24 protein-coding genes and 1 other RNA gene are annotated in these 22,197 nt (G+C 41.4%); 15 read left to right on the forward strand and 10 right to left on the reverse strand.

The features are described from left to right. The 3 genes from M1D69_RS10355 to dhaS all read right to left on the reverse strand — a co-directional run bounded on the left by M1D69_RS10355 (position 1) and on the right by dhaS (position 4,320). Positions 1–846 (reverse strand): superoxide dismutase, encoded by an 846-nt coding sequence (locus M1D69_RS10355; RefSeq protein ID WP_044155550.1) that lies wholly within the window; start codon positions 844–846, stop codon positions 1–3. Beyond that, complete coding sequence (locus tag M1D69_RS10360; protein ID WP_458103830.1) at positions 836–2,734, reverse strand: terpene cyclase/mutase family protein; 1,899 nt, start codon at positions 2,732–2,734, stop codon at positions 836–838. The genes M1D69_RS10355 and M1D69_RS10360 overlap by 11 nt, the downstream gene beginning before the upstream one ends. A 98-nt stretch (positions 2,735–2,832) precedes the next feature. Continuing rightward, positions 2,833–4,320 (reverse strand): aldehyde dehydrogenase DhaS, encoded by a 1,488-nt coding sequence (gene dhaS / locus M1D69_RS10365; protein WP_458103829.1) that lies wholly within the window; start codon positions 4,318–4,320, stop codon positions 2,833–2,835. 228 nt (positions 4,321–4,548) lie between these two features. Here dhaS and M1D69_RS10370 point away from each other — a divergent pair, with 228 nt between their 5' ends. The 9 genes from M1D69_RS10370 to M1D69_RS10410 all read left to right on the forward strand — a co-directional run bounded on the left by M1D69_RS10370 (position 4,549) and on the right by M1D69_RS10410 (position 11,479). Next, positions 4,549–4,752: a DUF6501 family protein gene (locus M1D69_RS10370; RefSeq protein WP_458103828.1), complete on the forward strand. Its 204-nt coding sequence runs from the start codon at positions 4,549–4,551 to the stop codon at positions 4,750–4,752. Between the two features lie 385 nt (positions 4,753–5,137). Then, positions 5,138–5,482, forward strand: coding sequence for a PH domain-containing protein (locus tag M1D69_RS10375; protein WP_024121720.1), 345 nt, complete (start codon positions 5,138–5,140; stop codon positions 5,480–5,482). Positions 5,483–5,604: 122 nt separating this feature from the next. Continuing rightward, positions 5,605–6,096, forward strand: a complete 492-nt coding sequence (locus tag M1D69_RS10380) for a TraR/DksA family transcriptional regulator (protein ID WP_458103827.1) — start codon at positions 5,605–5,607, stop codon at positions 6,094–6,096. 150 nt (positions 6,097–6,246) lie between these two features. Continuing rightward, positions 6,247–6,873, forward strand: coding sequence for an FMN-dependent NADH-azoreductase AzoJ (gene azoJ / locus M1D69_RS10385; protein ID WP_024121718.1), 627 nt, complete (start codon positions 6,247–6,249; stop codon positions 6,871–6,873). Positions 6,874–7,103: 230 nt separating this feature from the next. Next, a non-coding RNA gene (ssrS, locus tag M1D69_RS10390) (6S RNA) lies at positions 7,104–7,290 on the forward strand. Between the two features lie 143 nt (positions 7,291–7,433). Next, complete coding sequence (gene recQ, locus M1D69_RS10395) at positions 7,434–9,221, forward strand: DNA helicase RecQ (RefSeq protein WP_458103826.1); 1,788 nt, start codon at positions 7,434–7,436, stop codon at positions 9,219–9,221. Between the two features lie 235 nt (positions 9,222–9,456). Then, complete coding sequence (locus M1D69_RS10400; protein WP_458103825.1) at positions 9,457–10,320, forward strand: LysM peptidoglycan-binding domain-containing protein; 864 nt, start codon at positions 9,457–9,459, stop codon at positions 10,318–10,320. 285 nt (positions 10,321–10,605) lie between these two features. Continuing rightward, positions 10,606–10,857, forward strand: coding sequence for a hypothetical protein (locus M1D69_RS10405; RefSeq protein ID WP_458103824.1), 252 nt, complete (start codon positions 10,606–10,608; stop codon positions 10,855–10,857). Positions 10,858–11,212: 355 nt separating this feature from the next. Further along, positions 11,213–11,479 (forward strand): sodium:solute symporter family transporter, encoded by a 267-nt coding sequence (locus M1D69_RS10410; RefSeq protein ID WP_458106168.1) that lies wholly within the window; start codon positions 11,213–11,215, stop codon positions 11,477–11,479. Positions 11,480–11,669: 190 nt separating this feature from the next. Here the strand turns inward: M1D69_RS10410 and desR are convergent, their stop codons facing one another. The 5 genes from desR to M1D69_RS10435 all read right to left on the reverse strand — a co-directional run bounded on the left by desR (position 11,670) and on the right by M1D69_RS10435 (position 16,239). Beyond that, positions 11,670–12,269 (reverse strand): two-component system response regulator DesR, encoded by a 600-nt coding sequence (desR, locus tag M1D69_RS10415; protein ID WP_044155563.1) that lies wholly within the window; start codon positions 12,267–12,269, stop codon positions 11,670–11,672. Between the two features lie 18 nt (positions 12,270–12,287). After that, positions 12,288–13,400, reverse strand: coding sequence for a two-component sensor histidine kinase DesK (desK, locus tag M1D69_RS10420; protein ID WP_458103823.1), 1,113 nt, complete (start codon positions 13,398–13,400; stop codon positions 12,288–12,290). 119 nt (positions 13,401–13,519) lie between these two features. Continuing rightward, positions 13,520–14,578 carry a Delta(5) desaturase DesA gene (desA, locus tag M1D69_RS10425; protein ID WP_458103822.1) on the reverse strand — a complete coding sequence of 353 codons (1,059 nt, stop codon included), beginning with the start codon at positions 14,576–14,578 and terminating at the stop codon, positions 13,520–13,522. Positions 14,579–14,699: 121 nt separating this feature from the next. After that, positions 14,700–15,677, reverse strand: coding sequence for a S66 family peptidase (locus M1D69_RS10430; protein WP_458103821.1), 978 nt, complete (start codon positions 15,675–15,677; stop codon positions 14,700–14,702). Positions 15,678–15,741: 64 nt separating this feature from the next. Beyond that, a complete protein-coding gene (locus tag M1D69_RS10435) occupies positions 15,742–16,239 on the reverse strand; it encodes a hypothetical protein (protein ID WP_024121710.1) in 498 nt (165 codons plus the stop codon). A 170-nt stretch (positions 16,240–16,409) separates the two neighbouring features. Here M1D69_RS10435 and M1D69_RS10440 point away from each other — a divergent pair, with 170 nt between their 5' ends. After that, positions 16,410–17,192, forward strand: a complete 783-nt coding sequence (locus tag M1D69_RS10440) for a VLRF1 family aeRF1-type release factor (RefSeq protein ID WP_458103820.1) — start codon at positions 16,410–16,412, stop codon at positions 17,190–17,192. Positions 17,193–17,329: 137 nt separating this feature from the next. Beyond that, entirely contained in the window at positions 17,330–17,866 is a 537-nt protein-coding gene (locus M1D69_RS10445; protein ID WP_003231280.1) for a DUF420 domain-containing protein, read from the forward strand. Positions 17,867–17,958: 92 nt separating this feature from the next. On the opposite strand, the gene M1D69_RS10450 is transcribed toward M1D69_RS10445, so the two are convergent. After that, positions 17,959–18,633 carry a lysozyme family protein gene (locus M1D69_RS10450; RefSeq protein ID WP_458103819.1) on the reverse strand — a complete coding sequence of 225 codons (675 nt, stop codon included), beginning with the start codon at positions 18,631–18,633 and terminating at the stop codon, positions 17,959–17,961. A gap of 191 nt (positions 18,634–18,824) precedes the next feature. Here M1D69_RS10450 and czrA point away from each other — a divergent pair, with 191 nt between their 5' ends. Next, complete coding sequence (czrA, locus tag M1D69_RS10455; RefSeq protein WP_024121707.1) at positions 18,825–19,157, forward strand: Zn(II)-responsive metalloregulatory transcriptional repressor CzrA; 333 nt, start codon at positions 18,825–18,827, stop codon at positions 19,155–19,157. Between the two features lie 30 nt (positions 19,158–19,187). On the opposite strand, the gene M1D69_RS10460 is transcribed toward czrA, so the two are convergent. Then, entirely contained in the window at positions 19,188–19,730 is a 543-nt protein-coding gene (locus tag M1D69_RS10460) for a kinase (protein ID WP_458103818.1), read from the reverse strand. A gap of 208 nt (positions 19,731–19,938) precedes the next feature. Between M1D69_RS10460 and M1D69_RS10465 the strand changes: the two genes are divergently transcribed. The 3 genes from M1D69_RS10465 to M1D69_RS10475 all read left to right on the forward strand — a co-directional run bounded on the left by M1D69_RS10465 (position 19,939) and on the right by M1D69_RS10475 (position 22,196). Beyond that, complete coding sequence (locus M1D69_RS10465; protein ID WP_458103817.1) at positions 19,939–20,877, forward strand: helix-turn-helix transcriptional regulator; 939 nt, start codon at positions 19,939–19,941, stop codon at positions 20,875–20,877. Positions 20,878–20,930: 53 nt separating this feature from the next. After that, the gene (locus M1D69_RS10470; protein ID WP_105955042.1) at positions 20,931–21,416 is read left to right on the forward strand and encodes a GyrI-like domain-containing protein; all 486 of its coding nucleotides are present in this window, start codon (positions 20,931–20,933) and stop codon (positions 21,414–21,416) included. Positions 21,417–21,491: 75 nt separating this feature from the next. Continuing rightward, positions 21,492–22,196, forward strand: a complete 705-nt coding sequence (locus tag M1D69_RS10475) for an MBL fold metallo-hydrolase (RefSeq protein WP_458103816.1) — start codon at positions 21,492–21,494, stop codon at positions 22,194–22,196. The last annotated feature ends 1 nt before the right edge of the window (position 22,197 follow it).

Genomic DNA, 22,197 nt, shown 5'->3' on the forward strand with positions numbered 1-22,197 from the left:
TTAATAGAGTTTCCATACAACTTCTTTTGCCTGTTCAAAACGTTTTTCGGCTTCACGCCAATCGACTACATTCCACCAATGATCAACATAGCTCCCGCGGTCATTTTTATATTGCAAATAGTAAGCATGTTCCCATACATCAAGCGGCAAAAGAGGGATAACATCCCACTGGCTGAAGTGCTGGTGCTTCTCTGCGGCTAAAATTTCAAGCCGTCCGGAACGAGGGGACCAGACAAGAATGGCCCACCCGACACCCTCCACTTTTTTTGCAGCTTGGGTAAAATGCTCCTTAAAGGCCGAATAGCTTCCAAAAGAAAGATCGATCATTTGAAACAATGCTCCAGTAGGACGTCTTTTTCCGTTTGGGTGCATAGAAAACCAAAAAATACTGTGCAAATAATGGCCGGCTCCATGAAATGCCAGCTCTCTTTCCCAATGAGTGATCAAGTCATAGTTCTTTGAAGCTCTGGCATTCTTAAGCGCCAATTCTGCTTTATTCAGTCCGTCAACATAGCTTTGATGATGCTTTGTATGATGAAGCACCATAATATCACGTGAAATATAAGGTTCTAAAGCGGAGTACTTGTACGGAAGCTTTGGGAGAACATGTTTTCCTATAGGAACGAAGGCACGTCTTTCACCTGTTTCTTCTGATTGTGTAATATCACGATAGAGTGTGGCGGCCTGCTGATACCACTCTTCTTCTGTCGTCTGGTCATCCTCCAGCGCTTCAATCATCTTTTCGATTTGATCCTCAAATTGATCAAGCTGTCCTCGTTTTTGAATCTGATCTTTTAAGGCTTCACACCAATTGAACATCTCGTTTTGATAAGATTCACGTTTCATTTGCTGTCTCCTTTTCAATAGAATTCAAATACTTGCTGACAGCCAACAAAGGGAACACATATGGGTAACTATGGTAACGAATATAAAATTGCTTTGGCAGCCCGATACCCACTGGATAAGTCAAGCTTCTACCGTTATGAGAACTGCTGTCCATGAGGTAATTCATCCCTTTCACAATTGCTGGATGACTGGGTTTTTCAAATTGCAATAAAGCATCTAAAGCCCATGCAGTTTGTATAATGGTTCCTTCTTTAAGCGGCACATAGGTTTTGACCTCCGCGCTTTTGCAGGATTCACCCCAGCTGCCGTCATCATTTTGTACGGTTTTGAGCCACCGGATTGCCTTTTGTATCGAAGGATGTGTTCGAACAACTCCGCAGGCGTGCATACCGGTCAAGGCAGCCCATGTGCCATAAATGTAGCAAACACCCCATCGTCCGTACCAAGATCCATTACGTTCCTGGTTTTCAAAAAGCCAGTTCACAGCACGCTGAATGTGGTGATGTTTAACTGAAAAGCCGGCTTTTTCACCTAAAAAGTGCAGCACACGCCCGGTAAGGTCGGCGGTGGAGGGATCAACAGCCGCATCCTCGGCGGATTCAAGCGGGAGATGGCGGATAAGAGGGTGGTTCACATTTTTTTCAAAGGCGGAAAACCCTCCATCATTGTTCTGCATCGATAAAAGCCAAGCCACACCCCGCTCCCAAGAAGAAGGAGAGAAGTTGCGGGGAATTGCTTTTAAGACGGCTGCGGTGTCGTCACAATCAGGGTTATTCGTGTTGATATTTGAAAATCCCCAGCCGCCTGGAGATACATTTGGATTTTTGACAGACCAATCTGCTATCTTGGTATGCTGCCGCTTTTGTAAAAAAGAAGCGGCTTTTGTCATTGTACCGCCTGTTTCGGCAACGCCGTTTTGCTGAAGCGCGTAGGTGATTAATGCAGTATCCCAAACAGTGGATGTGGAATTTTCTAAGTAAGGAATGCCGCCGCATTCAGTCACCAATGCTTTGATGCCATTTATTGCCCTTCGGATGACCGGTGAATGGCGTGACACACCAAGTGACAGAAGGCTGTATACCATAAATATTGTGGCGCTTGCATAACTGTACAGTGTGCCGTCTTCTTCAATCCGGTCAAGCATATACGTTTTAGCTGTGTGTAAGCCCAGCTCCTGAAGAGCAAAGGGTGCACGAAAAATGCGCTTCCAATGGGTCAGAACAGAAGAGAGGTCTCTCTCCTCGAAAGCATCGGAACGGAGCCAAGTCAAAGGATTTTTTGTCATGTGCGGGTCGAGGTGGCGGAGAGATTGAATTTTGCGGTTTTTTAGTGTGAATCGCTGATTGAGTGTTACGGCCATCGGGGCAAAGTGTATACGGGCATATGTGCTGAACTGATAAAAATGAACCGGGAATGTTGGGGGAATTGCTAAAAGCGACAATGGCAAATATAAAACGGGCCAAGGGTAAAGGCCATTTGCTGCAAGCATCCATTTTGTCATAAAATGAATATTTCTCAAGCCGCCATGTGATGCAATAAATTGTTCAGCTTTTTTCATGTGCGGATCAGTTCGATGGCAGCATCCTGAAGCCAGCATTCCGACATATCCTTGGACGGTAGCTGTTATATTGCCGCCTGTTTCGTCAGGAAAATTGTTAAACGTTCCGTCTGGCTGCTGATTTTCGCGAATGCCGGCTGCGAGCGCCGAAATGAGTTCTTTTTCATTTTCACCTTCATCAAGTGAGGTGAGGAGCAAAATAAAAAAAGAATTCGTCATGATTGGCCCTTCAAAGCAAAAAGTCCAAGAACCGTCATCATTTTGCCTATCTTTCAGCTCTGAAATGGTGTTTTGCTGATACCGCCTCACCTTCTCCTGAAGTGTGCTCATCCCGCTCAACTCCTTCAGAAGATATATATTCATCTGCTTTTGCCGCCATTACTGAAAGAAAAAAACTGCTGGCAGGCAGCAGTTTTTTGAAAAACCTTTTAGTCCTCAAGATTAATCCATACACTCTTGACTTCTGTGTAGTTATCTAGAGCATATGAGCCCATTTCTCTTCCGAGTCCGGATTGTTTATAACCGCCGAATGGGGAAGCTGCGTCAAACACATTATAGCAGTTTACCCAGACAGTCCCGGCTTGAAGACGATCTGCGATATAATGGGCTTGTTTTACATTCTCGGTCCATAGTCCGGCAGCAAGTCCGTATTCAGAATGATTAGCTCGTTCAATGACTTCATCCACTGTTTCATATGGTATGGCCGTCAGGACTGGTCCGAAAATTTCTTCTTTAGCGATGGTCATATCGTCTTCCACATTCGCAAACACAGTCGGCGCGACAAAGTATCCTTCTTCATAAGGGCAGCTTCCGCCAGTGACAGCTTTAGCTCCTTCATCTTTCCCTTTTTGAATATAAGAAAGAACGCGTTCATGCTGCTCCTTGCTCACGAGCGGGCCGATTTGGGTATCTTTATGAAGTCCGGCTCCTTGGCGGAGTGATTCAGCATAAGACACCATCTCATTGACAACTTCATCATACTGGTCTTTATGAATAAAGACGCGTGAGCCCGCACAGCAGACTTGGCCTTGGTTAAACATGACACCGTTTAAAGCGCCTGGTATGGCTTTTTTCAAATTCGCATCCGGGAGCAGGATATTAGGTGATTTTCCGCCCAGTTCCAGGGTGACCCGCTTAATGCTTTTTGCCGCCGTGCCCATGATTTTCTTTCCGATTTCTGTTGATCCGGTAAAGGCAATTTTATCAACCGCTTCATGGTTGGTAAGTGCTTCTCCCGCATCCTCACCAAATCCCGGGATGATATTGATGACACCGTCGGGGAAACCGGCTTTATCAATTAACTCAGCCAAATAAAGAGCTGAAAGCGGGGTTTGCTCAGCAGGCTTAAGCACAATGGTACAGCCGGTTGCAAGAGCCGCACCCATTTTCCACATCGCCATAAGTAGTGGAAAATTCCATGGGATGATTTGCCCGACGACGCCGACAGGCTCATGACGTGTGTAATTAAAATAGGAGCCGGAAACAGGGATTGTCTGCCCTGTTATTTTTGTACACCAGCCGGCGTAATAGCGCATATGCTCAATAGCCAGCGGGATATCTCCATTTGTTGTTTCGTTTATTGGTTTGCCGTTATCAAGGGTTTCAAGCTGAGCAAGCTCAGTTTTATGCTCTTCCATTAAATCTGCCAGCTTATACATCAATCTGCTTCTCGATGCTGGAGACATTGTTCTCCACTCGCCTTGATCAAAGGCTTTGCGGGCAGCTTTAACGGCTTTGTCCACATCCTCTGCCTGGGCTTCATACAGCGTCATTAAGGTTTCGCCTGTCGCCGGGTTGGGCGTGTCAAAGGTTGCCCCTGAGGCACTCGGAACAAACTTTCCATCAATATAAAGCTTCTTTGTTCCATGTAAAAATGTCTCCAGCCTTTTACTCACTTGCATCGTTAAAGAACTCATTCGTAACAAACCTCCAGTCATTTTTATGGTCTGTTCTGAGATTCTTGGTGATAGAATGGATATTGCTTCATTGAAGAGCAGGAATTAGCTGTGATCGTTACTGCGGAAGTAAGCGTATACAAACATTCTATACTAGAAAACAAGACAAAATCAATGAATAACCGATATTGCAATTTACAAAAGAAAAAAGCTACAATAGGCTTATAGACAAGTAAAGGAGATTTCATCATGTTACATAAAAATTGGCTTGAAAAAGAAACCATTAAAAAAGTAAAGTGTGTTCAGACAGACGCAAAAAAATACATTGTAAATCGCGTATTAACTCCAGGGAAAGAATATGAAGTGAAGAATGAAACAGAGGAATTTCTGTTTGTCGTCGATAATACAAATAAAATCGGCGGATACTATAAAGAATATTTTGAAGAGGTATAATCACCGATTGAATTCCTGATTTAAGAAGAAACAGAAGATGTCACAATTGAAGATACGGATGGTTATGCAAAGGACCGCAGCTAAGCTGCGGTTCTTCTTTGATTCAAAAAGGGAAAATAAAACAGATACACAAAAGAAACATTAAAAAACTCATTTTTCAAAAAATATTTACGGAAAATGAAACTTTTTTCTCTTTTGGTGCGTACTACATGATGACAACAATTCAAAAGACAAGAAACAAATCAAAAATTTGAAAAATGTAATCTGTTCGTAATGGTTTAAATGTCTTCTATGTCGTATTCTTATATAGGGATAAAGGACTTATTTTATTTAATGTAATCTCGTCATAAGAAAAATAGATAAATGCAGAAAGAGGGGTTCTTCATTGGGTATTTTTTCTGTTAGCAGATCAACTGACGCAAAGAAGCTTGAAGCTTTGCTCGTTGAAGGGGAAAGAATAGAATCGATTTATAAGCTCCGGGTTGACCAAATTTGCTTTACAAACAAACGTATCATTTTCTTTGATAATAAGGTGTTTTCTAAAAAGAAGGTTCGTGTATTTCTTCCATATAAAACGATTGAAAGCTTTGCCATTCAAGAAGCGGGAATGTTTGATCCCGATACTGGACTTTTATTAATGACAAGAAGCAAAACCTTTGAGTTAGAATTTGCGAAAGACACCGATTTAAGCGAAGTGCAAGCGGTGCTGACAAAGTATTTATGCAGCTGAATAAACTGACTGAGGCCAGCCGTCTCCAAAGAATGGTTTGGCTTTTTTTGTGCCATAAAAACGCTTTTTTTGGTTTGTCAGTATTCAAAACGGGGAACAGAGAAAAAAAGGAGAGGATACACATGGCACTGACTAAAGAACAAACTCAGCATCTCTACCATAAATTGCTTGATATGCAAAAAGAATTGTCTGGCGAAAAAAAGAAAACACAATCAATGACTGAAGAAGTAGGAGAGCTGTCTAATGGGGTCGATAACCATATGGCTGACCACGGGACACTTGTAACAGACCGCATGACAGACCAAACGGTAAATGAAATAGACCGGGAGCTTTTGGAGGAAGTTAATCACGCTTTACAAAAGATAAAAGACGGAACGTACGGCATTTGTGAAAAAACAGGTCAAGACATTCCATACGAAAGATTGGAAGCTGTTCCGTACGCAAGAATGACAGTGGAAGCCCAAGCTGATATAGAGGATGACTTGGAAACGGATGCTCCGTCATTCGAAAGGGAGTTTCATGAACAGGTCAAAGATCTATCTAATAAAGAAACAATTGATCAAAAAAGCTCTCAAACGTATGAGATTTTAGATCGTGAGCAGGATTCAAACTGAAAATGGCAAGCAAGTACACCGATATGAAGTGTACTTGCTTTTTTTTATGAAAAAATCTCATATTCGAAATAAAGTGATTGACTTTGCATAAAAAAGAAAGTAACATACTATTTGTAAGTTAATATAAAAAGTTTACCGGGAGGAATACAAATGTCTACAGTTTTATTTGTAAAATCAAGTGACCGTACAGCTGAAGAAGGTGTTTCAGTTAAACTATACGAAGCATTTCTAGCTGCATATAAAGAAAACAACCCTAATGATGAAGTGATTGAATTAGATCTTCATAAAGAAAACCTTCCTTACCTTGGAAGAGATATGATTAACGGAACATTTAAAGCAGGTCAAGGTATGGAAATGACTGAGGAAGAGAAAAAACAAGCTGCAACAGCTGACAAATATCTGAACCAATTTGTAAAAGCTGATAAAGTGGTGTTCGCATTCCCGCTTTGGAACTTTACAGTGCCAGCAGTGCTTCATACTTATGTGGATTACCTGTCTCGCGCAGGCGTTACATTCAAATACACACAAGAAGGACCAGTTGGTTTAATGGGCGGCAAAAAAGTTGCACTTCTTAACGCGCGCGGCGGCGTTTATTCAGAAGGACCAATGGCTTCACTAGAAATGTCATTAAACTTCATGAAAACAGTTCTTGGTTTCTGGGGTGTTCAAGACTTGCACACAGTTGTCATCGAGGGACATAACGCAGCGCCTGATAAAGCACAAGAAATTGTTGAAAAAGGTTTACAAGAAGCGAAAGAGCTTGCTGTTAAATTTTAATGAATGAAGACTCCTATCCGTGAGATAGGAGTTTTTTTGCGTGCACATATTATATAGAAGAAAGTGATGACTTCTTGCCGCCAAAAAACGCCGTTTTTTATTGTAATATATTTTTTGTTTGTCGAATCATAAGATATATTACCGAAAAAACAGTTTTATGGACGGAAAAAAGTTTTTCTGAACAATTGATCTACCCCTTGATAAAATATGTCCGATGGTGTACTATATAAAAGAAGCTACTTTGTACGTATTGTTAATTAAGTTTTAACCTTTAAGCTGTAATAGGGAGTTTTATATCGAAGCCGGAATGTCATGCCTCCATTGTAGAGGACGACAGGAACGTTTCTGCAAACACCCACTTTGAGGAGTGGTGGTTTAAAACTTTCTTACTTGCATACGGCAAGATGTAGCGAAAGCCATTTCCTTTATGGAAATGGCTTTTTATTTTATCTGAAAAAGGATTTTTATATCGAAAATTCAATTTCCATCCGAGAAGAAATGCAGGTTTATTTTTTGTGATATGATGGGAGAAATTGAAGGAAAAGCGAGGGTTACACGTTATGTTACATAAAGCCCAATCTCTTTTGTCGCATTATTTCGGTTATGAAAAGCTGCGCAGAGGGCAGGAGGAAGCCATCCGTTCGGTGACAGAAGCGAGACAAAACACGGCCTGCATTATGCCGACGGGCGGGGGGAAATCAATTTGCTATCAAATTCCGGCATTGATATTTGAAGGAACAACTATTGTTATTTCACCGTTAATTTCCTTAATGAAGGATCAGGTTGATGCTCTTGAAGAAGCGGGAATCAGAGCTGCTTACATCAACAGCACGCAAACCAATCAAGAGATATATGAAAGGCTGAACGGGCTGAAAGAAGGAGCTTATAAGCTTTTTTACATTACACCAGAGCGGTTAACGTCAACAGAATTTATTCGTATTTTGCAAAGCATTGACGTTCCTCTAGTAGCAATAGATGAAGCGCACTGTATTTCTCAATGGGGCCATGATTTCAGGCCAAGCTACAGAAACATTGAAATTCTGTTTCGGGAGTTAAATGAAAAACCCGTCATCATGGCATTAACGGCAACAGCAACACCTGAGGTGCATGATGATATATGCAGCCAGCTGCATATTCAAAAAGAAAACACGGTGTATACCGGTTTCTCCCGTGATAATCTGACTTTAAAAGTTGCAAAGGGGGAAAACAAAGATCGTTTTATTGAAGAGTATGTAAAAAGAAACAAACATGAAGCAGGCATTGTCTATACCGCGACAAGAAAAGAAGCAGATCGGATATATGAGCGATTAAAACGAAATCAGATCAGCGCAGGGCGGTATCACGGGGGCTTACAGGACGAAGTCAGAAAAGAACAGCAGGAAAGGTTTCTGAACGATGAGCTGCAGGTCATGGTTGCCACATCTGCTTTCGGCATGGGCATCGATAAATCAAATATCAGGTTTGTTCTTCATGCACAAATCCCGAAAGATATGGAAAGCTACTATCAGGAGGCGGGACGAGCTGGCCGGGATGGCCTCGACAGTGAATGTGTGCTTTTATTTTCTCCGCAGGATATTATGGTGCAGCGCTTTTTAATCGAGCAATCGGAAAATGAAGAGAAGCAAAAGCAGGACTTGAAAAAACTCCGGCAGATGGTTGACTACTGCCATACGGAAGATTGTCTGCAGCGATTTATTCTGATATATTTCGGAGAAAAGGAGCCTGAAGCCTGCGGACAGTGCGGAAACTGCACAGATACAAGAACAGCCCATGACGTGACAAGAGAAGCGCAGATGGTCTTATCGTGTATCATTCGCATGAATGAACGTTTTGGGAAGACGATGGTTGCCCAGGTGCTCGCTGGATCAAAAAATAAAAAAGTGCTCGAAAACGGCTTTAGCAGCCTTTCAACATATGGAATATTAAAGCACCAATCAGTTGGTGAAATCAGCGACTTCATTGAATTTCTGATTGCTGACGACTTTATTAGGATGTCAGATGGAACATTTCCGACTCTTTTTGTAAGCGGCAAAGGGAGAAATGTGCTAAGAGGCGAATTATCGGTAGCGAGAAAAGAAGCATTAAAAGCAGAAGCCATTACGGAAAATGACGAGCTGTTTGAACGGCTGCGCACCTTACGCAAGCAAATTGCGGCAGAGCAGGGTGTTCCGCCTTTTGTCGTTTTTTCTGATCAGACGCTGAAAGATATGTCAGGAAAACAGCCTGTAAATGATGAGGAACTTTTGTCTATAAAAGGAGTCGGAGAACAAAAAAGAGCAAAATATGGCCGGCTTTTTTTAGAAGAAATACAAGCTTATGTACAGGTGACAGACTCAAAAAAAGCATAAATCAACCTTTTTTCTTTGAAAAACACATTTTCTTTTCTTTTTTTTGACCCGAACTTAAAAGACTTGAAAAGCCTATTATATCAAGGGTTCAGCAAGACTTTCCAACGGAGAGAAATCCTTCATGTAAAGGAACTGTAATCTAAATCATATCTTTTTGTTATTGATTTGACATTTACATGTGTTACGATATCACCTGTTAGCCGCCAATAAAAAGCTAACAAGGGAGGATTTACTTATGAAGAAGACGATTATGTCCTTTGTAGCAGTTGCAGCACTTTCAACAACTGCATTCGGAGCTCACGCTTCTGCAAAAGAAATCACGGTGCAAAAGGGTGATACGCTCTGGGGGATCTCTCAGAAAAACGGAGTGAACCTAAAGGACCTAAAAGAATGGAACAAGTTAACTTCTGATACAATCATTGCGGGAGAAAAACTGACCATTTCTTCAGAAGAAACAACCACTTCTGGGCAATATACAATTAAAGCGGGAGATACGCTTTCTAAGATTGCTCAAAAATTCGGTACGACAGTTAACAACCTGAAAGTTTGGAATAATTTAAGCTCTGACATGATCTATGCTGGATCTGCACTTTCAGTAAAAGGTCAGGCAACAGCAGCAAACACAGTGGCTGAGAATGCGCAAACAAGCGCACCTCAAACTGAAACAAATCAAGAGGCTGTGCAAAAAGAGCAACCTAAACAAGAAGCTGTTCAACAGCAACCAAAACAAGAAACAAAGGCTGCAGCAGAAACTTCTGTTAAAACAGAAGAAAAGGCTGCTGAATCTAATACAAATCAACAAGAAGCGGCAAAAGAACTAACTGTTACTGCTACTGCTTACTCTGCTAACGACGGCGGCATTTCCGGCGTTACAGCAACAGGCATCGACTTAAACAAGAACCCGAATGCTAAAGTTATTGCGGTTGATCCAAACGTGATTCCGCTAGGTTCTAAAGTCTATGTTGAAGGTTATGGAGAAGCAACAGCAGCAGACACTGGCGGCGCAATAAAAGGAAATAAAATTGACGTATTTGTACCAAACAAAAGTGATGCACACAATTGGGGCGTCAGAACAGTAAGTGTAAAAGTGTTAAATTAATAGAATAGATGAAGATAAAGGACATGTAGCTCTAAGCTCGTGTCCTTTTTTTGTTTTTTAGAGACGTAAAACATAATATGCTGATAAAAGAAAAATTGTGCTCTTTCTGATTTCGATGAATCGAAGGTAAAAGCTCCTGTCATCTCCTGTCTTTGCAGAAGGTGTTGCTGGCTTTTGCTTTGATTATTGTATCGTTCATTCTCTAACCGTTATCTCTTAGGGGAGGAGCCTCACTGTTTTATATTTTGAAAGCTCGCTTTTATAACGAATTTATCAACTGAGCTGATGGCAGGGTTAAATGGGCAAAACTACGCGGGCTCTATGACAGCATGTCTTGGGAAGCGAGTGCGCCGCCCGCGTTACTTACAAACAGAAGTCATGGCGATACCTGATTTTTGGAGCAGCGATTTGATCATAGGTTATGCTGTTTCATTCCTGCAACAGTGCTGTATTCAAGGCTCTTGTCTTCCGCATTGCGGAGACGTTTGGCATCAGCACGTTCATGGCGGTTTAGCTGATTCCTTCATTATTGCGTAACGACTGCCTACATTTTTTGCGGGCTGATAGCAGCTGCTTTTAGCAGATGTGATATACGGAATTGGTTTAATTTTAGGCGATTTTTTATTGTGGTTCTCGGCGTTCTTGCAGTCGAAGATGGGCTTTGGTAGCGGAATTGCAAGACTGACTGCATTACATAAAATCGATATTCGTAATTCGGCAGATGTATCCTGGCAGACGATTTTAACAGGTTCATTAGTGAATCACCTGTTTTATAAACCATGCAACTTGTTCAGCGTGTGTTAGGCGCTAAACATTCAGATGAAGGACGGAAGGGGGCTTTTTTAGCAGGTTTTTAAACTGATTGGAGTGTTTTATTATTGTAGTTCCGGGAGTGACTGCCTTTTCATTTGTATGGCTTCGGAATAGAAATGCTGCCACTGTATACCCTCGGCTGATCGTCGACTTATTGCCAGCGTCGCTTACAGGTGTTTTTGCCGCTATTTTATTCAGGGCGATTTTAAGCTCTTTCAGTGGGGCTTTAAACTTGTTTACATTAAATATATACAAGCCAATGTTCAAGCCAGATGATGGTGAAGGTGAAATTGTCAAATCAGGGCGCATTTTAGTAGCAGCCCTCGGGTTTGTATCCATGTCATAGCACCATTTGTTTTATACACGCCATAGAGCTATACAGCTATCATCAAGCGGTTGATATTACACCATGGAAGCACGTCAGGCTGATGTCATGTGATGTGTTATTTTCATTCTTGGATCGGCATATCTCCTGTTTCAGCGTGAGGAATAGCAGATGAACAAAAGAGGATCTTGGACATATGCCAAGATCCTCTTTACTTAAACCAGCCTTTTTCCTTTGAGCGCGTAATGGCTTCTATACGGTTTTTCACTTCAAGCTTTTCCAGAATCATGGAGATATAATTTCGCACCGTCCCGCTTTTAATGCTGAGTTCTTGGGCGATTTCTTTTGTGTTTTTTCCGTCAGCCACAAGTTCGAGCACTTCTTTTTCTCTATCTGTGAGAGGGTTGGCCTCGCTATACATATCCTCCATCAGCTCAGGTGCGTAGATACGCTTTCCGTTCATGACGCTTCGGATGGCGCTTGCGAGCTCTTCACTCGGACTGTCCTTCAACAAATAGCCTTTAACGCCGGCTTTAATGGCTCTCTGAAAGTAGCCGGGGCGGGCAAAAGTGGTTAAGATAATAATTTTGCAATCTGTATCCTTTAATTCCTCAGCAGCTTCAAGCCCCGTCTTTCCGGGCATTTCAATGTCCATAATGCATACATCAGGCTGATGTTTTTTTGCAAATTCGACAGCATCCTGTCCGGTTGTTCCTTTGCCGACAACTTTCATATCGTCTTCTAAGTTTAATAGTGATCCTAAAGCGCCCAGCAGCATCTGCTGATCTTCCGCAATAAATATACTAATCATGTAAGCCATCCTTTTTGTTTATTTTGAGTTATTAGGAATCGTCATGGTAAGCTTGGTTCCGTTTTTGGTGTCGATGTGAAGGCTCCCGTTTGCAAATTCAAGACGCTCTCTCATACCGAGTAAGCCATGTCCTTTTGAAAAGCACGTGTCTCTTCCTTGAAATGTTCCATCGTCAGACACTGTAATAACAACTTCCTTCCAGAGCTCCTGAATATCAACTCGGCATGTTTTAGCCTGACTGTGTTTGACAACATTTGTGACAGCTTCCTTTAAGCACATGCTCAAAATGTTTTCATTAAGCAATGAGATATTTTCGGGCATTTTCTCATCTTCGTAGATAAATGTAATGTCAGCTGCTTCGAGAATTTGTTTGATGTTTATGATTTCATCCTTGAGCCGGATGCCTTTCATAGAGGATACGATTTTTCTTACTTCATTTAAAGAAGTTCTCGCTGTTTGCTGAACACTTTTCAGCTCACGCGTTGCTTGTTCAGGATCTTTGTATATTAATTTTCTCGCCAAGTCGCTTTTTAAACCGATAAGAGAAAGTTTTTGACCAAGTGTATCGTGGAGATCGCGGGCAATCCGCTGCCTTTCTTCTAATTTTACCAAATCGGCAATCCGTTCATTTGCAAATTCAAGTTTTTCTTCCAGCCGTTCGCGTTCCTTGCGGCTTCTGATACTGAACGGCAATAAAATTGCACTGATGAGGGTAATGACTACAAAAGGAATTTGTGTCAGAAAGAATTCCTTTTTTAACACAAGACTGAAATTCGCTGCGACGGCTGCGCTTATTAAATGTACGTAATATAAAATGTGGAAAGGGACGCGTTCTTTTATGTTTCCAATAAAATACGAGATAAAAAAAGCAAAATAAATATAACTGAACAGCGTAATGGAGGCTGTTGAAATGCCGATTAGCAGAAACGCCCACAAATAAATGGCCCAGCCTTTTGAGACAAAAGCAAATCGATAAACCGAAAAAAATAAAAGCGTCAAAATAATTCCGACGATAATAACAAATGTAGAAGATGATTTAAATATAAAGTAGAAGGGCAGGATGAAAAATATCGTCCATATATAAGGCGTGATCCCGCTTAGTTTTTGAAATGTAAAATGCTTTTTGATCATGATATAACCTCATTTTCAGCTTTTCATCTTAAATGTAACTTTACCATTGTGAAAGCCAGATTGCATCACCGAACAATAAAAAGGAAGCCTTCTTGTTGTATAAGAAGACCTCCTAATTGTCAGGCGTTCTTCCGCAGCTTCTGTTTTTCTGTTGAATCAGGCGGAAGGCGGAAAGATATTTGTTTGATATCCCGAAATGACACAAATTGTTTTTTGTCTTCATCCCAAAGCCGGAAAGCGAGTGATTGCAGGCTTGTTTTTAAGGTGATTGTCGGTACGTTTTTTAATGGTTCGTGATGTTCATGAGCAACTTCAAGCTTATAGTTGGGCACCTTTGGGCTCAAATGGTGAACGTGGTGGTAACCGATATTGCCTGTCAGCCATTGAAGGAGTTTCGGGAGTTTATAAAATGAACTGCCTTCCACAGCGGCCTGAACGTAGCTCCAGTTTTTATCTGCTTCAAAATAAGAGTCTTCAAATGTATGCTGTACATAAAACAGCCACACGCCGATTGAACCTGAGATCAGAAAGATAGGGCCTTGCACAAGCAAAAACGATTGCCAGCCAAAGATCAAGCAGCAAACAGCAGCCAATGATACAATTGCCAGGTTTGTAAGGTACGTGTTCACACGCTCCTTACGTCTTGCGCCTTTTTTGTTAAAACGGTTGGTGATCAGAAAAACATAAATTGGTCCGAGAATAAACATGATAAACGGATTTCTATAAAGTCTGTATGCAAGTTTTGTGCGTCTAGGTGCGGCTTTATATTCGTTTACCGTTAACAGCCAGATGTCGCCTGTTCCGCGTTTATCCAGATTGCTGCTGGTCGCGTGATGAATCGAATGGCTGTGCTGCCATTGAAGGTAAGGGAATAAAGTCAGAATACCTGTCAGAAAACCGAGAATATGGTTATAGCGCTTTTGTTTGAAAAATGATTGATGGCAGCAGTCATGAAAGATAATGAAAATTCTTGTTAAAAACCCTGCGGCAATCACTGTTAATGCTAAAGTAAGAAGATAGGAGACATTGAGGCTGAAATAAGCAAGAAACCACAGTCCGAAGAAAGGAATAAACGTGTTTAAAAGCTGAATCAGACTGTTTTTTGTTTCGGGCTGAGCAAAAGCAGCGACTTGCTTTGTCAGCAGTTTTTGTTTATGGGCAATGGTTTTTTCAGTCATAGTAAGTATCCTCTCATTGTGTGTCTCGGTTAAGTATACGCTAATGAGAGGAGTCCTTTGTAGTAGCACACATCATGCATCATACATGACATTTGTCATATGCCCTCGTGCAGTAAGCTGTTTAATGCTTGTCGATCCATATTCGTGATTTGCCCGAATCAGCTTCAATCCTGCATGTTCCCTCTATAGGGAACGTGGCAATTGGAGAGGTATGCCCGGCATTTATGTTTGCGATGACGGGGAGGCCGGATAATTCTTTTTTTGTTCTAATCATGGCTTTTACGTGATCTATTGATACGTTTGATGCTTTTTGGAACCTGCCGATCAATATCCCCTTTACATTTGGAAAAGAAGGGAGGTGGATGAGCGATTGTAAATCGCGGTCAAACATGTTTGCGTCTGACATATAATCATCTTCAATCAGTAAAATTGTATTTTCTGTTTCCGGAAAATACTCCGTTCCCTGCAGCAAATTAAGTGTACACAGGTTGCCGCCAATCAATGTGCCTTCAGCATAGCCATCCTGGATCACAATAGGACCGGAATGAGGGTGAAAGTGCCTGTTTTCTTGATCTAAAAACCATTGATCATCACTCCACTCTTGTGATGGCAGGATTTCAAAGGCTTCATCCGAAGCGCAGCAAGCCAGAAAATAATCTTTTATATAGTCCAATCCTTTTTTCATTGCAAACGTAGAAAAGTGGGGGCCTGAATATGTAACGAGACCGGTTTTTTGATAAATGGCATTGGCGAGAGCCGTAATATCGGAATAGCCGCAAAGAATTTTTGGATTCTGTTTGATTTTCTCGTAATCAAGATAACGCAGCAGCTGATTGCTGTTGAATCCGCCGAGTGTTGTTAAAATAGCTTTGACGTCGGGATCAAAAAAGGCGCTGTGCAGATCACTTACTCTTGATTCGATAGAGGATGACTGGAATTCGTTTAACTCCTCCGCGTGTTCAGCAATGGTCACCCGAAAACCCAATCGTTCTAATGTCGTTTTTGCGTGCAACTTTGCTTCATTTGTTAATACGGACATGCTGGTGGCGGGAGACACGATTCGAATTTCGTCTCCCGGTTTCAGTTTGGGTGCAAACACTTCAGGTCCTCCTAAACAGTTTTACACCATTACAGCATATCTCGGCATATTCTTCCAGACTTTTTTAGAAATCCGTCCATTTAATGCTTCCTGATTGTGTATCGTAGTCAATGGATACTTCAAATTGATGCTTTTCATAAAAATGAATGAGTCTGTCCACATGATTCCAATCCCGTTTGGCTATGTCGCCGGTAACTTTCGGGATATTGCAGTCTCTGGCAATATCTTTTAAATATTTCATACAAATAGAACCGAAGCCGTAATTCGGAGGCCCTTTAATATCCCCAATATGAATGGCATCGTCCTGATAGGATGCTACAAGTGAAAAGCAGCTTTTCCCTCTATAAGCTGTTTCACAATCTGTGAGCATAATTTTGCATGTTTGGCCATCATCAATCGAGGAAACAATCATCCAATCTTCATCTTTCGATTGATCAATACCAAGCACTCTGGCATCTTTCGATAGGTCCTTTATATTTTCCTGCATGCGATAAATTTGAAATTCTAAATGATTCAGCTCTTCTTCAAGCTCTTGACGGTTTTTTTCCTTAGTGGTAATCAAAATCAAACCCCTTTCAAAAAATAGTTAGAAACACAGTAACCAATTGTAGTAGATAGAAGAGGCGTTTGTAAATGATAAATCCATAATTGCTAGAATTTAGTGCAAGGAAGGTTTGATTGGTTTGAAGAGAGGAAAAAGAAAAGTAACCCGTTGCAAAAGGAGGAATATGAATGCCGATTGATTCATTGATTAAGAAATTGCGTTATGTCCAATTGGAACCCCCGGACAAAATTCTCTCGTTATATCTCAACACAGATATGAGGGATCCAGAGCAGCAGGGGGGAGAATGGAAAATTGCCCTTAAGTCAGGGTTCGGCAGATTAAAAGAATATCTGGCAGCAAGTGACCCGGAGGAAGAAAAGTGTCTGAATGCAATCACGGACAAAATCTATCTGCACCTTAACGGAATAGGAAAAAACATGCCGCGCAGCCTCGTATTTTTTGTTTCGAATAGCGGTATATGGGAAGCGATCAGGCTTCAAATTCCTGTTGAAACAAAATTTTACTGGGAAGAGACAGCTGTACTTGATCAGCTGGAGAATTTGCGCAAAACGTATCCAAGCACGGCTTTTATTTTAACGCAGCAAAATGAAGTGAAAATAATTGAAACCGTTTTAGGCAAAATTGAAGCGGTGGAACATTATGAATATGACGTAATCAATGAATCATGGGAGAGCAGCCAGTCTTCTAAAACCGCATCGGCTTCATTAGAAGAGGAACAAATGAAGAATCATGTAACGGAGAATCAAACGAGACTGTACAAGCGGCTGGCGGCCAACCTCGACCAAAAGGCCGCGGCAAAAAAATGGGAGCGGATGATCATTGCCGGTGATAAAGAAACGGCTGACATCCTTGATCAGCATATGAACAAACCCATTCACTCGAAAATCCCAAAAAATTTGCTGAATGAAAATGAACACAAGGTTGTTGATCATTTAATGCAAGAGGCATAAACCAAAAGGCTGGTGCTTTTAATGCACCGGCCTTCTGAAGTGTGTCTAATTTCTGACGAAGCCATCGAAAACGTTGACATCTCCGTTGAATTTGCATACGATTTGGATAGCCAGTACAAATTAGGAGAGGTCACCAAATGAATCAAACAGAAAATAAACCGAAAAATTATACTGGAATTGTCCTTACACTGACAGTTCTGATTAACGGTTTAATCGCAGTGCTGTTTTTTATGCCCAAATTAGATCAGTTCAGCCATGCGAATATTCACATTTTGCCAATGCTGAATGCGATATTCAACAGCTTTACGTTTATCTTCTTATTGGCGGCACTGATTATGATTAAACAAAAAAACATTAAGGCGCATAAACGCTTTATTTTAGCTGCTTTTACGACAACATTATTGTTTTTGATTTGCTATGTCACATACCATTCGATTGCGGAGAATACGCTGTATGGCGGAGAAGGTATTATGCGTCCGATTTACTTCTTTATCTTAATTACGCATATCTGCCTTTCTGCAATCATCGTGCCGCTTGCGCTGTTTACGCTGATCAGAGGCTTCAGCATGCAGGTTGAGCGCCATAAAAAAATTGCCAGATGGACAATGCCGCTTTGGCTGTATGTCAGCCTTACAGGCGTTATTGTATATTTGATGATATCACCGTATTATTAAAAGCCATACTTTGTATGGCTTTTTTGAGGTTTGTAAACATAACAAAAGCCCAAATATCGTTTTGGGCTTTGTCAGTAAATTGACAGGCTCCTTTAATGAGCCGTTGATTCCATGGTTTCAAGTGTTGCAACTTGTAAAGATTTTTCAACAGTTTTCGTTTTTTCTTTTACTTTTTCCGCGTACGTGTAATCACCGTAGCAATACGGATAACGGAAATTGTTTTCATTTCCTCCGCAAGTATAGAGCCCGGGATTTTTTTCGACTTGCTGCTCGGAGTATTGTTTTGCCAATTCCTCAGTATGCGTTCCTCCATGTTCAGCTACAAAATCAATATAACCTGCCCCCATGTTGTAGCTTTGAATAATCGTATCCAAATCCACACCTTTTTCTTTACCGGTTTTGTACATGAGGGTAAATTGTTTGATGCCTTGTTTAATACTGAGTTGAGGGTCTGTTATCTCATTACGCTTTAACCCTAGAGATTCAGAGGACTGCATCGGATCATTGCCTTTTCCTTTTGACTCCTGATACATCATGCCGAGTATCAGCGATGTGTAATTGGAGAGTCCCCGGTTTTCAAGCTCGTCCTCAACCAGCGGTTTATAATCAGTTAAACGTTCGAGGACAATTGTTTTTGTGTCAATCGGAAGTTTTTTGATTAAATCGCGGTTGAACATAAGCAGGACCAATAAAAAAGAGGCCATGACAAAGACAGAAATCATCATAAAACCCGCAGCAGCGAAACAGCCTTTTCTCTTTTTCTTCACTGTGTTTCACCCTCAATGTTTGCAGCAGTATGACTTTTTCATTATGACACAGAACGTATACCAGACCAAGTGAAAACCTGATTTGAAACATAAATTTAAACTATGAGATTTAATTGGAACAAGAAGAGACAGGTTTGCATGAAAGGTCATTTGTTATAAGATAAAACTATGAAATAAGAAAGGTGAGACACATGACTGAATTTCGAGAAACGGACCGTGCGAATGAAACGGTGACCGATTTGGACGAAGAAACTTTATTTCTAGTCGCACAAACCTTCAAAGCGCTTTCTGATCCTACGAGAATCAGAATTCTCCATTTGCTTTCTCAGGGTGAACATGCTGTGAACGGGATCGCTGAGAAACTGAATTTACTGCAATCAACAGTATCCCATCAGCTCAGGTTTTTAAAAAATCTACGGCTCGTGAAATCGCGCAGAGAAGGAACATCAATCTACTATTCTCCCGAGGATGAGCATGTTTTAGATGTGCTTCAGCAAATGATCCATCATACAAGACACGATTAAAAAAGACATCCTTGCTGCCGCATTTCGCGATTAAGCAAGGATGTCTTTTCCTTTACTGTGCCCATTTTGTTCCAGCCCGTTTCTGCTGATTTTGATGACAATAGAGGAAAAACCGATATAATAGACGGCGATCAGAAAACAGACGCCAATCGTGAAAGGATCAGTTCCGATAGACTGGCTGTAAGATCCCAGGCTGTGTAAATCAGGCGCGGCAAGGTACAGCTCTGTTACACGATAAAGAAATCTCGATATAAATAGGGTTAGCAGAATAAGCTCTACCCAAATATGAGTCCGAAAATAAATTTTTCCTCTGCGTTTTTCAAAGGAGAGATTTTTCCTGGCGAAAAAAACCAGCAGACATCCGCCAAGAATGCCGATAATGAAATATCCGTATAAAAAAGGATGAATGAGGCTGAAGATGGTGAGACCGAATGCGAATATTGAAAAAAGAATCATACGAGTAAAAAGCCAGCGAGGCTTCAGCGGCTGATATCCGATGGATCGTTTGATTTTTTTATACAGAAAAAAGACGATAATCATGACAGGATAAACGCTTTGAAGTGTAAGATGCATGATGTGATATCCCCTCCGTTGAGAAGTGTATGCTTATCCGTTTTGAAATAGTAGTCTAAATAAAACAATGATCATAAAAAAAGAAGGGGAGGCCCCTGTTTTCATAACATATGCACGATGCCTTTAGGCTGCATAATAGATATGCCCAAGCCTCATAAAATGGTATGATAATATTGGAAAATAAAAGCGGAAGACAAGGTGCGAAGAAATGAAACTGGAACGTATGTTAGCGATGGTGATGTTATTAATCAGCAAAAAACAAGTGCAGGCTGCTGAGCTAGCTGATTTGTTTGAAGTATCAGTCAGAACGGTTTACCGAGATATTGATACGATCAGCAGAGCGGGCATTCCGATTGTAACCTCACAAGGCGCCGGGGGCGGGATCAGTGTGATGGAAACATATCGGCTTGAAAGAGAGTGGCTGAAAGAAGAGGAGCTATTTGCTATTGCTTCCGCTTTGCAGAGCGTCTCATCGATGTATGAACCCGCTTCTCACAGCGCGGCTTATCAAAAAATAAAACATCTCATATCTGACCAGGCCGCAGAGGCATTTAAGCGTGAAACGGAAAAATGGTTTATAGACATGACGGCATGGGGACAAACAGAGGACCAAAAGGCGCTTCGAGAAAACATCAGTGATGCAATCGATCGGTCGTCAACCATATCATTTACATATACAAATGCAAATGGGGAAATACTTCTCCGTGAAACAGAGCCTTACACGTTGGTGTGCAAGACAGGCCGCTGGTATTTATACGCCTACTGTCTGGTTAGAAACGATTTCCGCTTTTTTAAGTTAAGCCGAATGAAAGATCTGACTGTTTTACAGCAATCATTTAAGAGAAAAGACATACAGCTGGAGACTCTGCCTTGGGATGCGAATTGGTATCGAAAGGATCGTTTAACTGAACTGGTCATTCTTGTCCAGCCCGGTGCGCATCAGCGTATAAGTGAGTGGTTTGGAAATGATGTCCTTCAATTGGATGAAAATGAAGCCTGCCGAGCGGTGATATCTCTGCCTGAGGATCAATGGCTGATCGGTTTCTTGCTGCAATTTGGCAAGGATATTGAGGTCCTGGAACCCCTTCATATCCGGGAAAAGGTAAAAGAAACGATTTTTCATATGCAAAAAATATATGAAACCTGACACAATGCTGTCAGGTTTCTTCTTTTATAATCTAGGTAAAAAGGAGGTATCATATGAGCTATTCACATATGACACATTTAGAACAAAAGCGCTTTTCAGGGCTGTCACAAAGAACAAGCAATGCATTGGAAATGACGGAAAAAAGACAAATCCCGCTCTTATGGAATCGATTTTGGCAGCAGGATACGAGCATGTTACTCCCGCCTAATAAAAAGGATCAGAGCATTATCGCTTTATACTCTCATTATGAACAGCAGGAGAATGGGTTTTACACATTTTCTGTCGGCGCTTTTACCGAGCATAGCGACATGCTTCCGGAACCTTATGAGGATATATATTTACCGGCTTCCGCTTATGCTGTTTTCACTTCAAGAATCGGTCCTATTGAAGACATTGTACTCGACACATGGAAGGAAATTTGGACTTGGGACAAGCGCCATTTGCGTACGTTTTCGGGAGACTTTGAGCAGTATGATCAAAGTGCGCTTTCACCGCAGCGGGCGCAGGTTAAAATATTTGTCGCCATAAACTTGGTATAACACTCTTGAAAAACTAATGGTATTAGTTAATAATAAAACTAACATCATTAGTTTTTTATTCAGGAGGAGTATTATATGAGAATCATTCAGAATCAAACTGTGCGGCAGCTGACGTTTTATCCGACATTATTTCCGGTCAATTGTTATCTTGTAGAGGAAGAAAATGAAGTAACCTTAATTGATACTGGTCTTCCGAACAGCTATAAAGGGATTATCCAAGCAGTGAATCAGCTTGGAAAACCGTTACAACACATTTTACTGACTCATGCGCACGGTGATCATGTCGGTTCGCTGGATGCACTGTCCCAAGCTTTTCCTCATGCAAAGGTTGTCATATCCGAGCGTGATTCATTTTTGTTAAAAGGTGATGTTTCTTTGCGGAAAGATGAACCGCAGACGCCTATAAAAGGAGGAATTCCAAAAAATATCAAAACAAAGCCTGACGTTTTGCTAGCGGGTGGCGAAACAATCGGTTCTCTCCTTGCGATTTCAACCCCAGGTCATACCCCGGGTAGCATGTCGTTTCTGGACACAAGAAACGGAATTGTAATAGCTGGGGATGCATTTCAATTACGGGGGGGAATAGCCGTTTCCGGCCAGATGAGATGGACATTTCCTTTTCCGGCCTTCGCCACTTGGAATAAGGAGGCTGCTGTAAGAAGCGCGGAATGGCTTGTTGACAAGGCGCCAAGCTGTCTTGCGGTCGGACATGGGAATTTCCTTGCTTCACCAGAACAGTCGATGAAATTAGCAATTCAAAAAGCAAAGAAGGGGGTCTGAC

The organism is Bacillus sp. PK3-037 (assembly GCF_054161355.1).

Bases quoted from the DNA above. Each gene is read 5' to 3' on its own strand.
- dhaS (WP_458103829.1), bottom strand. From the start codon at position 4,320: ATGAGTTCTTTAACGATGCAAGTGAGTAAAAGGCTGGAGACATTTTTA.
- desK (WP_458103823.1), bottom strand. From the start codon at position 13,400: ATGATCAAAAAGCATTTTACATTTCAAAAACTAAGCGGGATCACGCCT.
- M1D69_RS10475 (WP_458103816.1), top strand. From the start codon at position 21,492: ATGAGAATCATTCAGAATCAAACTGTGCGGCAGCTGACGTTTTATCCG.
- M1D69_RS10460 (WP_458103818.1), bottom strand. From the start codon at position 19,730: ATGCATCTTACACTTCAAAGCGTTTATCCTGTCATGATTATCGTCTTT.
- desA (WP_458103822.1), bottom strand. From the start codon at position 14,578: ATGACTGAAAAAACCATTGCCCATAAACAAAAACTGCTGACAAAGCAA.
- M1D69_RS10470 (WP_105955042.1), top strand. From the start codon at position 20,931: ATGAGCTATTCACATATGACACATTTAGAACAAAAGCGCTTTTCAGGG.
- M1D69_RS10440 (WP_458103820.1), top strand. From the start codon at position 16,410: ATGCCGATTGATTCATTGATTAAGAAATTGCGTTATGTCCAATTGGAA.
- recQ (WP_458103826.1), top strand. From the start codon at position 7,434: ATGTTACATAAAGCCCAATCTCTTTTGTCGCATTATTTCGGTTATGAA.
- M1D69_RS10445 (WP_003231280.1), top strand. From the start codon at position 17,330: ATGAATCAAACAGAAAATAAACCGAAAAATTATACTGGAATTGTCCTT.
- M1D69_RS10405 (WP_458103824.1), top strand. From the start codon at position 10,606: ATGGCAGGGTTAAATGGGCAAAACTACGCGGGCTCTATGACAGCATGT.
- azoJ (WP_024121718.1), top strand. From the start codon at position 6,247: ATGTCTACAGTTTTATTTGTAAAATCAAGTGACCGTACAGCTGAAGAA.
- M1D69_RS10355 (WP_044155550.1), bottom strand. From the start codon at position 846: ATGAAACGTGAATCTTATCAAAACGAGATGTTCAATTGGTGTGAAGCC.
- M1D69_RS10380 (WP_458103827.1), top strand. From the start codon at position 5,605: ATGGCACTGACTAAAGAACAAACTCAGCATCTCTACCATAAATTGCTT.
- desR (WP_044155563.1), bottom strand. From the start codon at position 12,269: ATGATTAGTATATTTATTGCGGAAGATCAGCAGATGCTGCTGGGCGCT.
- M1D69_RS10370 (WP_458103828.1), top strand. From the start codon at position 4,549: ATGTTACATAAAAATTGGCTTGAAAAAGAAACCATTAAAAAAGTAAAG.
- czrA (WP_024121707.1), top strand. From the start codon at position 18,825: ATGACTGAATTTCGAGAAACGGACCGTGCGAATGAAACGGTGACCGAT.
- M1D69_RS10400 (WP_458103825.1), top strand. From the start codon at position 9,457: ATGAAGAAGACGATTATGTCCTTTGTAGCAGTTGCAGCACTTTCAACA.
- M1D69_RS10465 (WP_458103817.1), top strand. From the start codon at position 19,939: ATGAAACTGGAACGTATGTTAGCGATGGTGATGTTATTAATCAGCAAA.
- M1D69_RS10360 (WP_458103830.1), bottom strand. From the start codon at position 2,734: ATGAGCACACTTCAGGAGAAGGTGAGGCGGTATCAGCAAAACACCATT.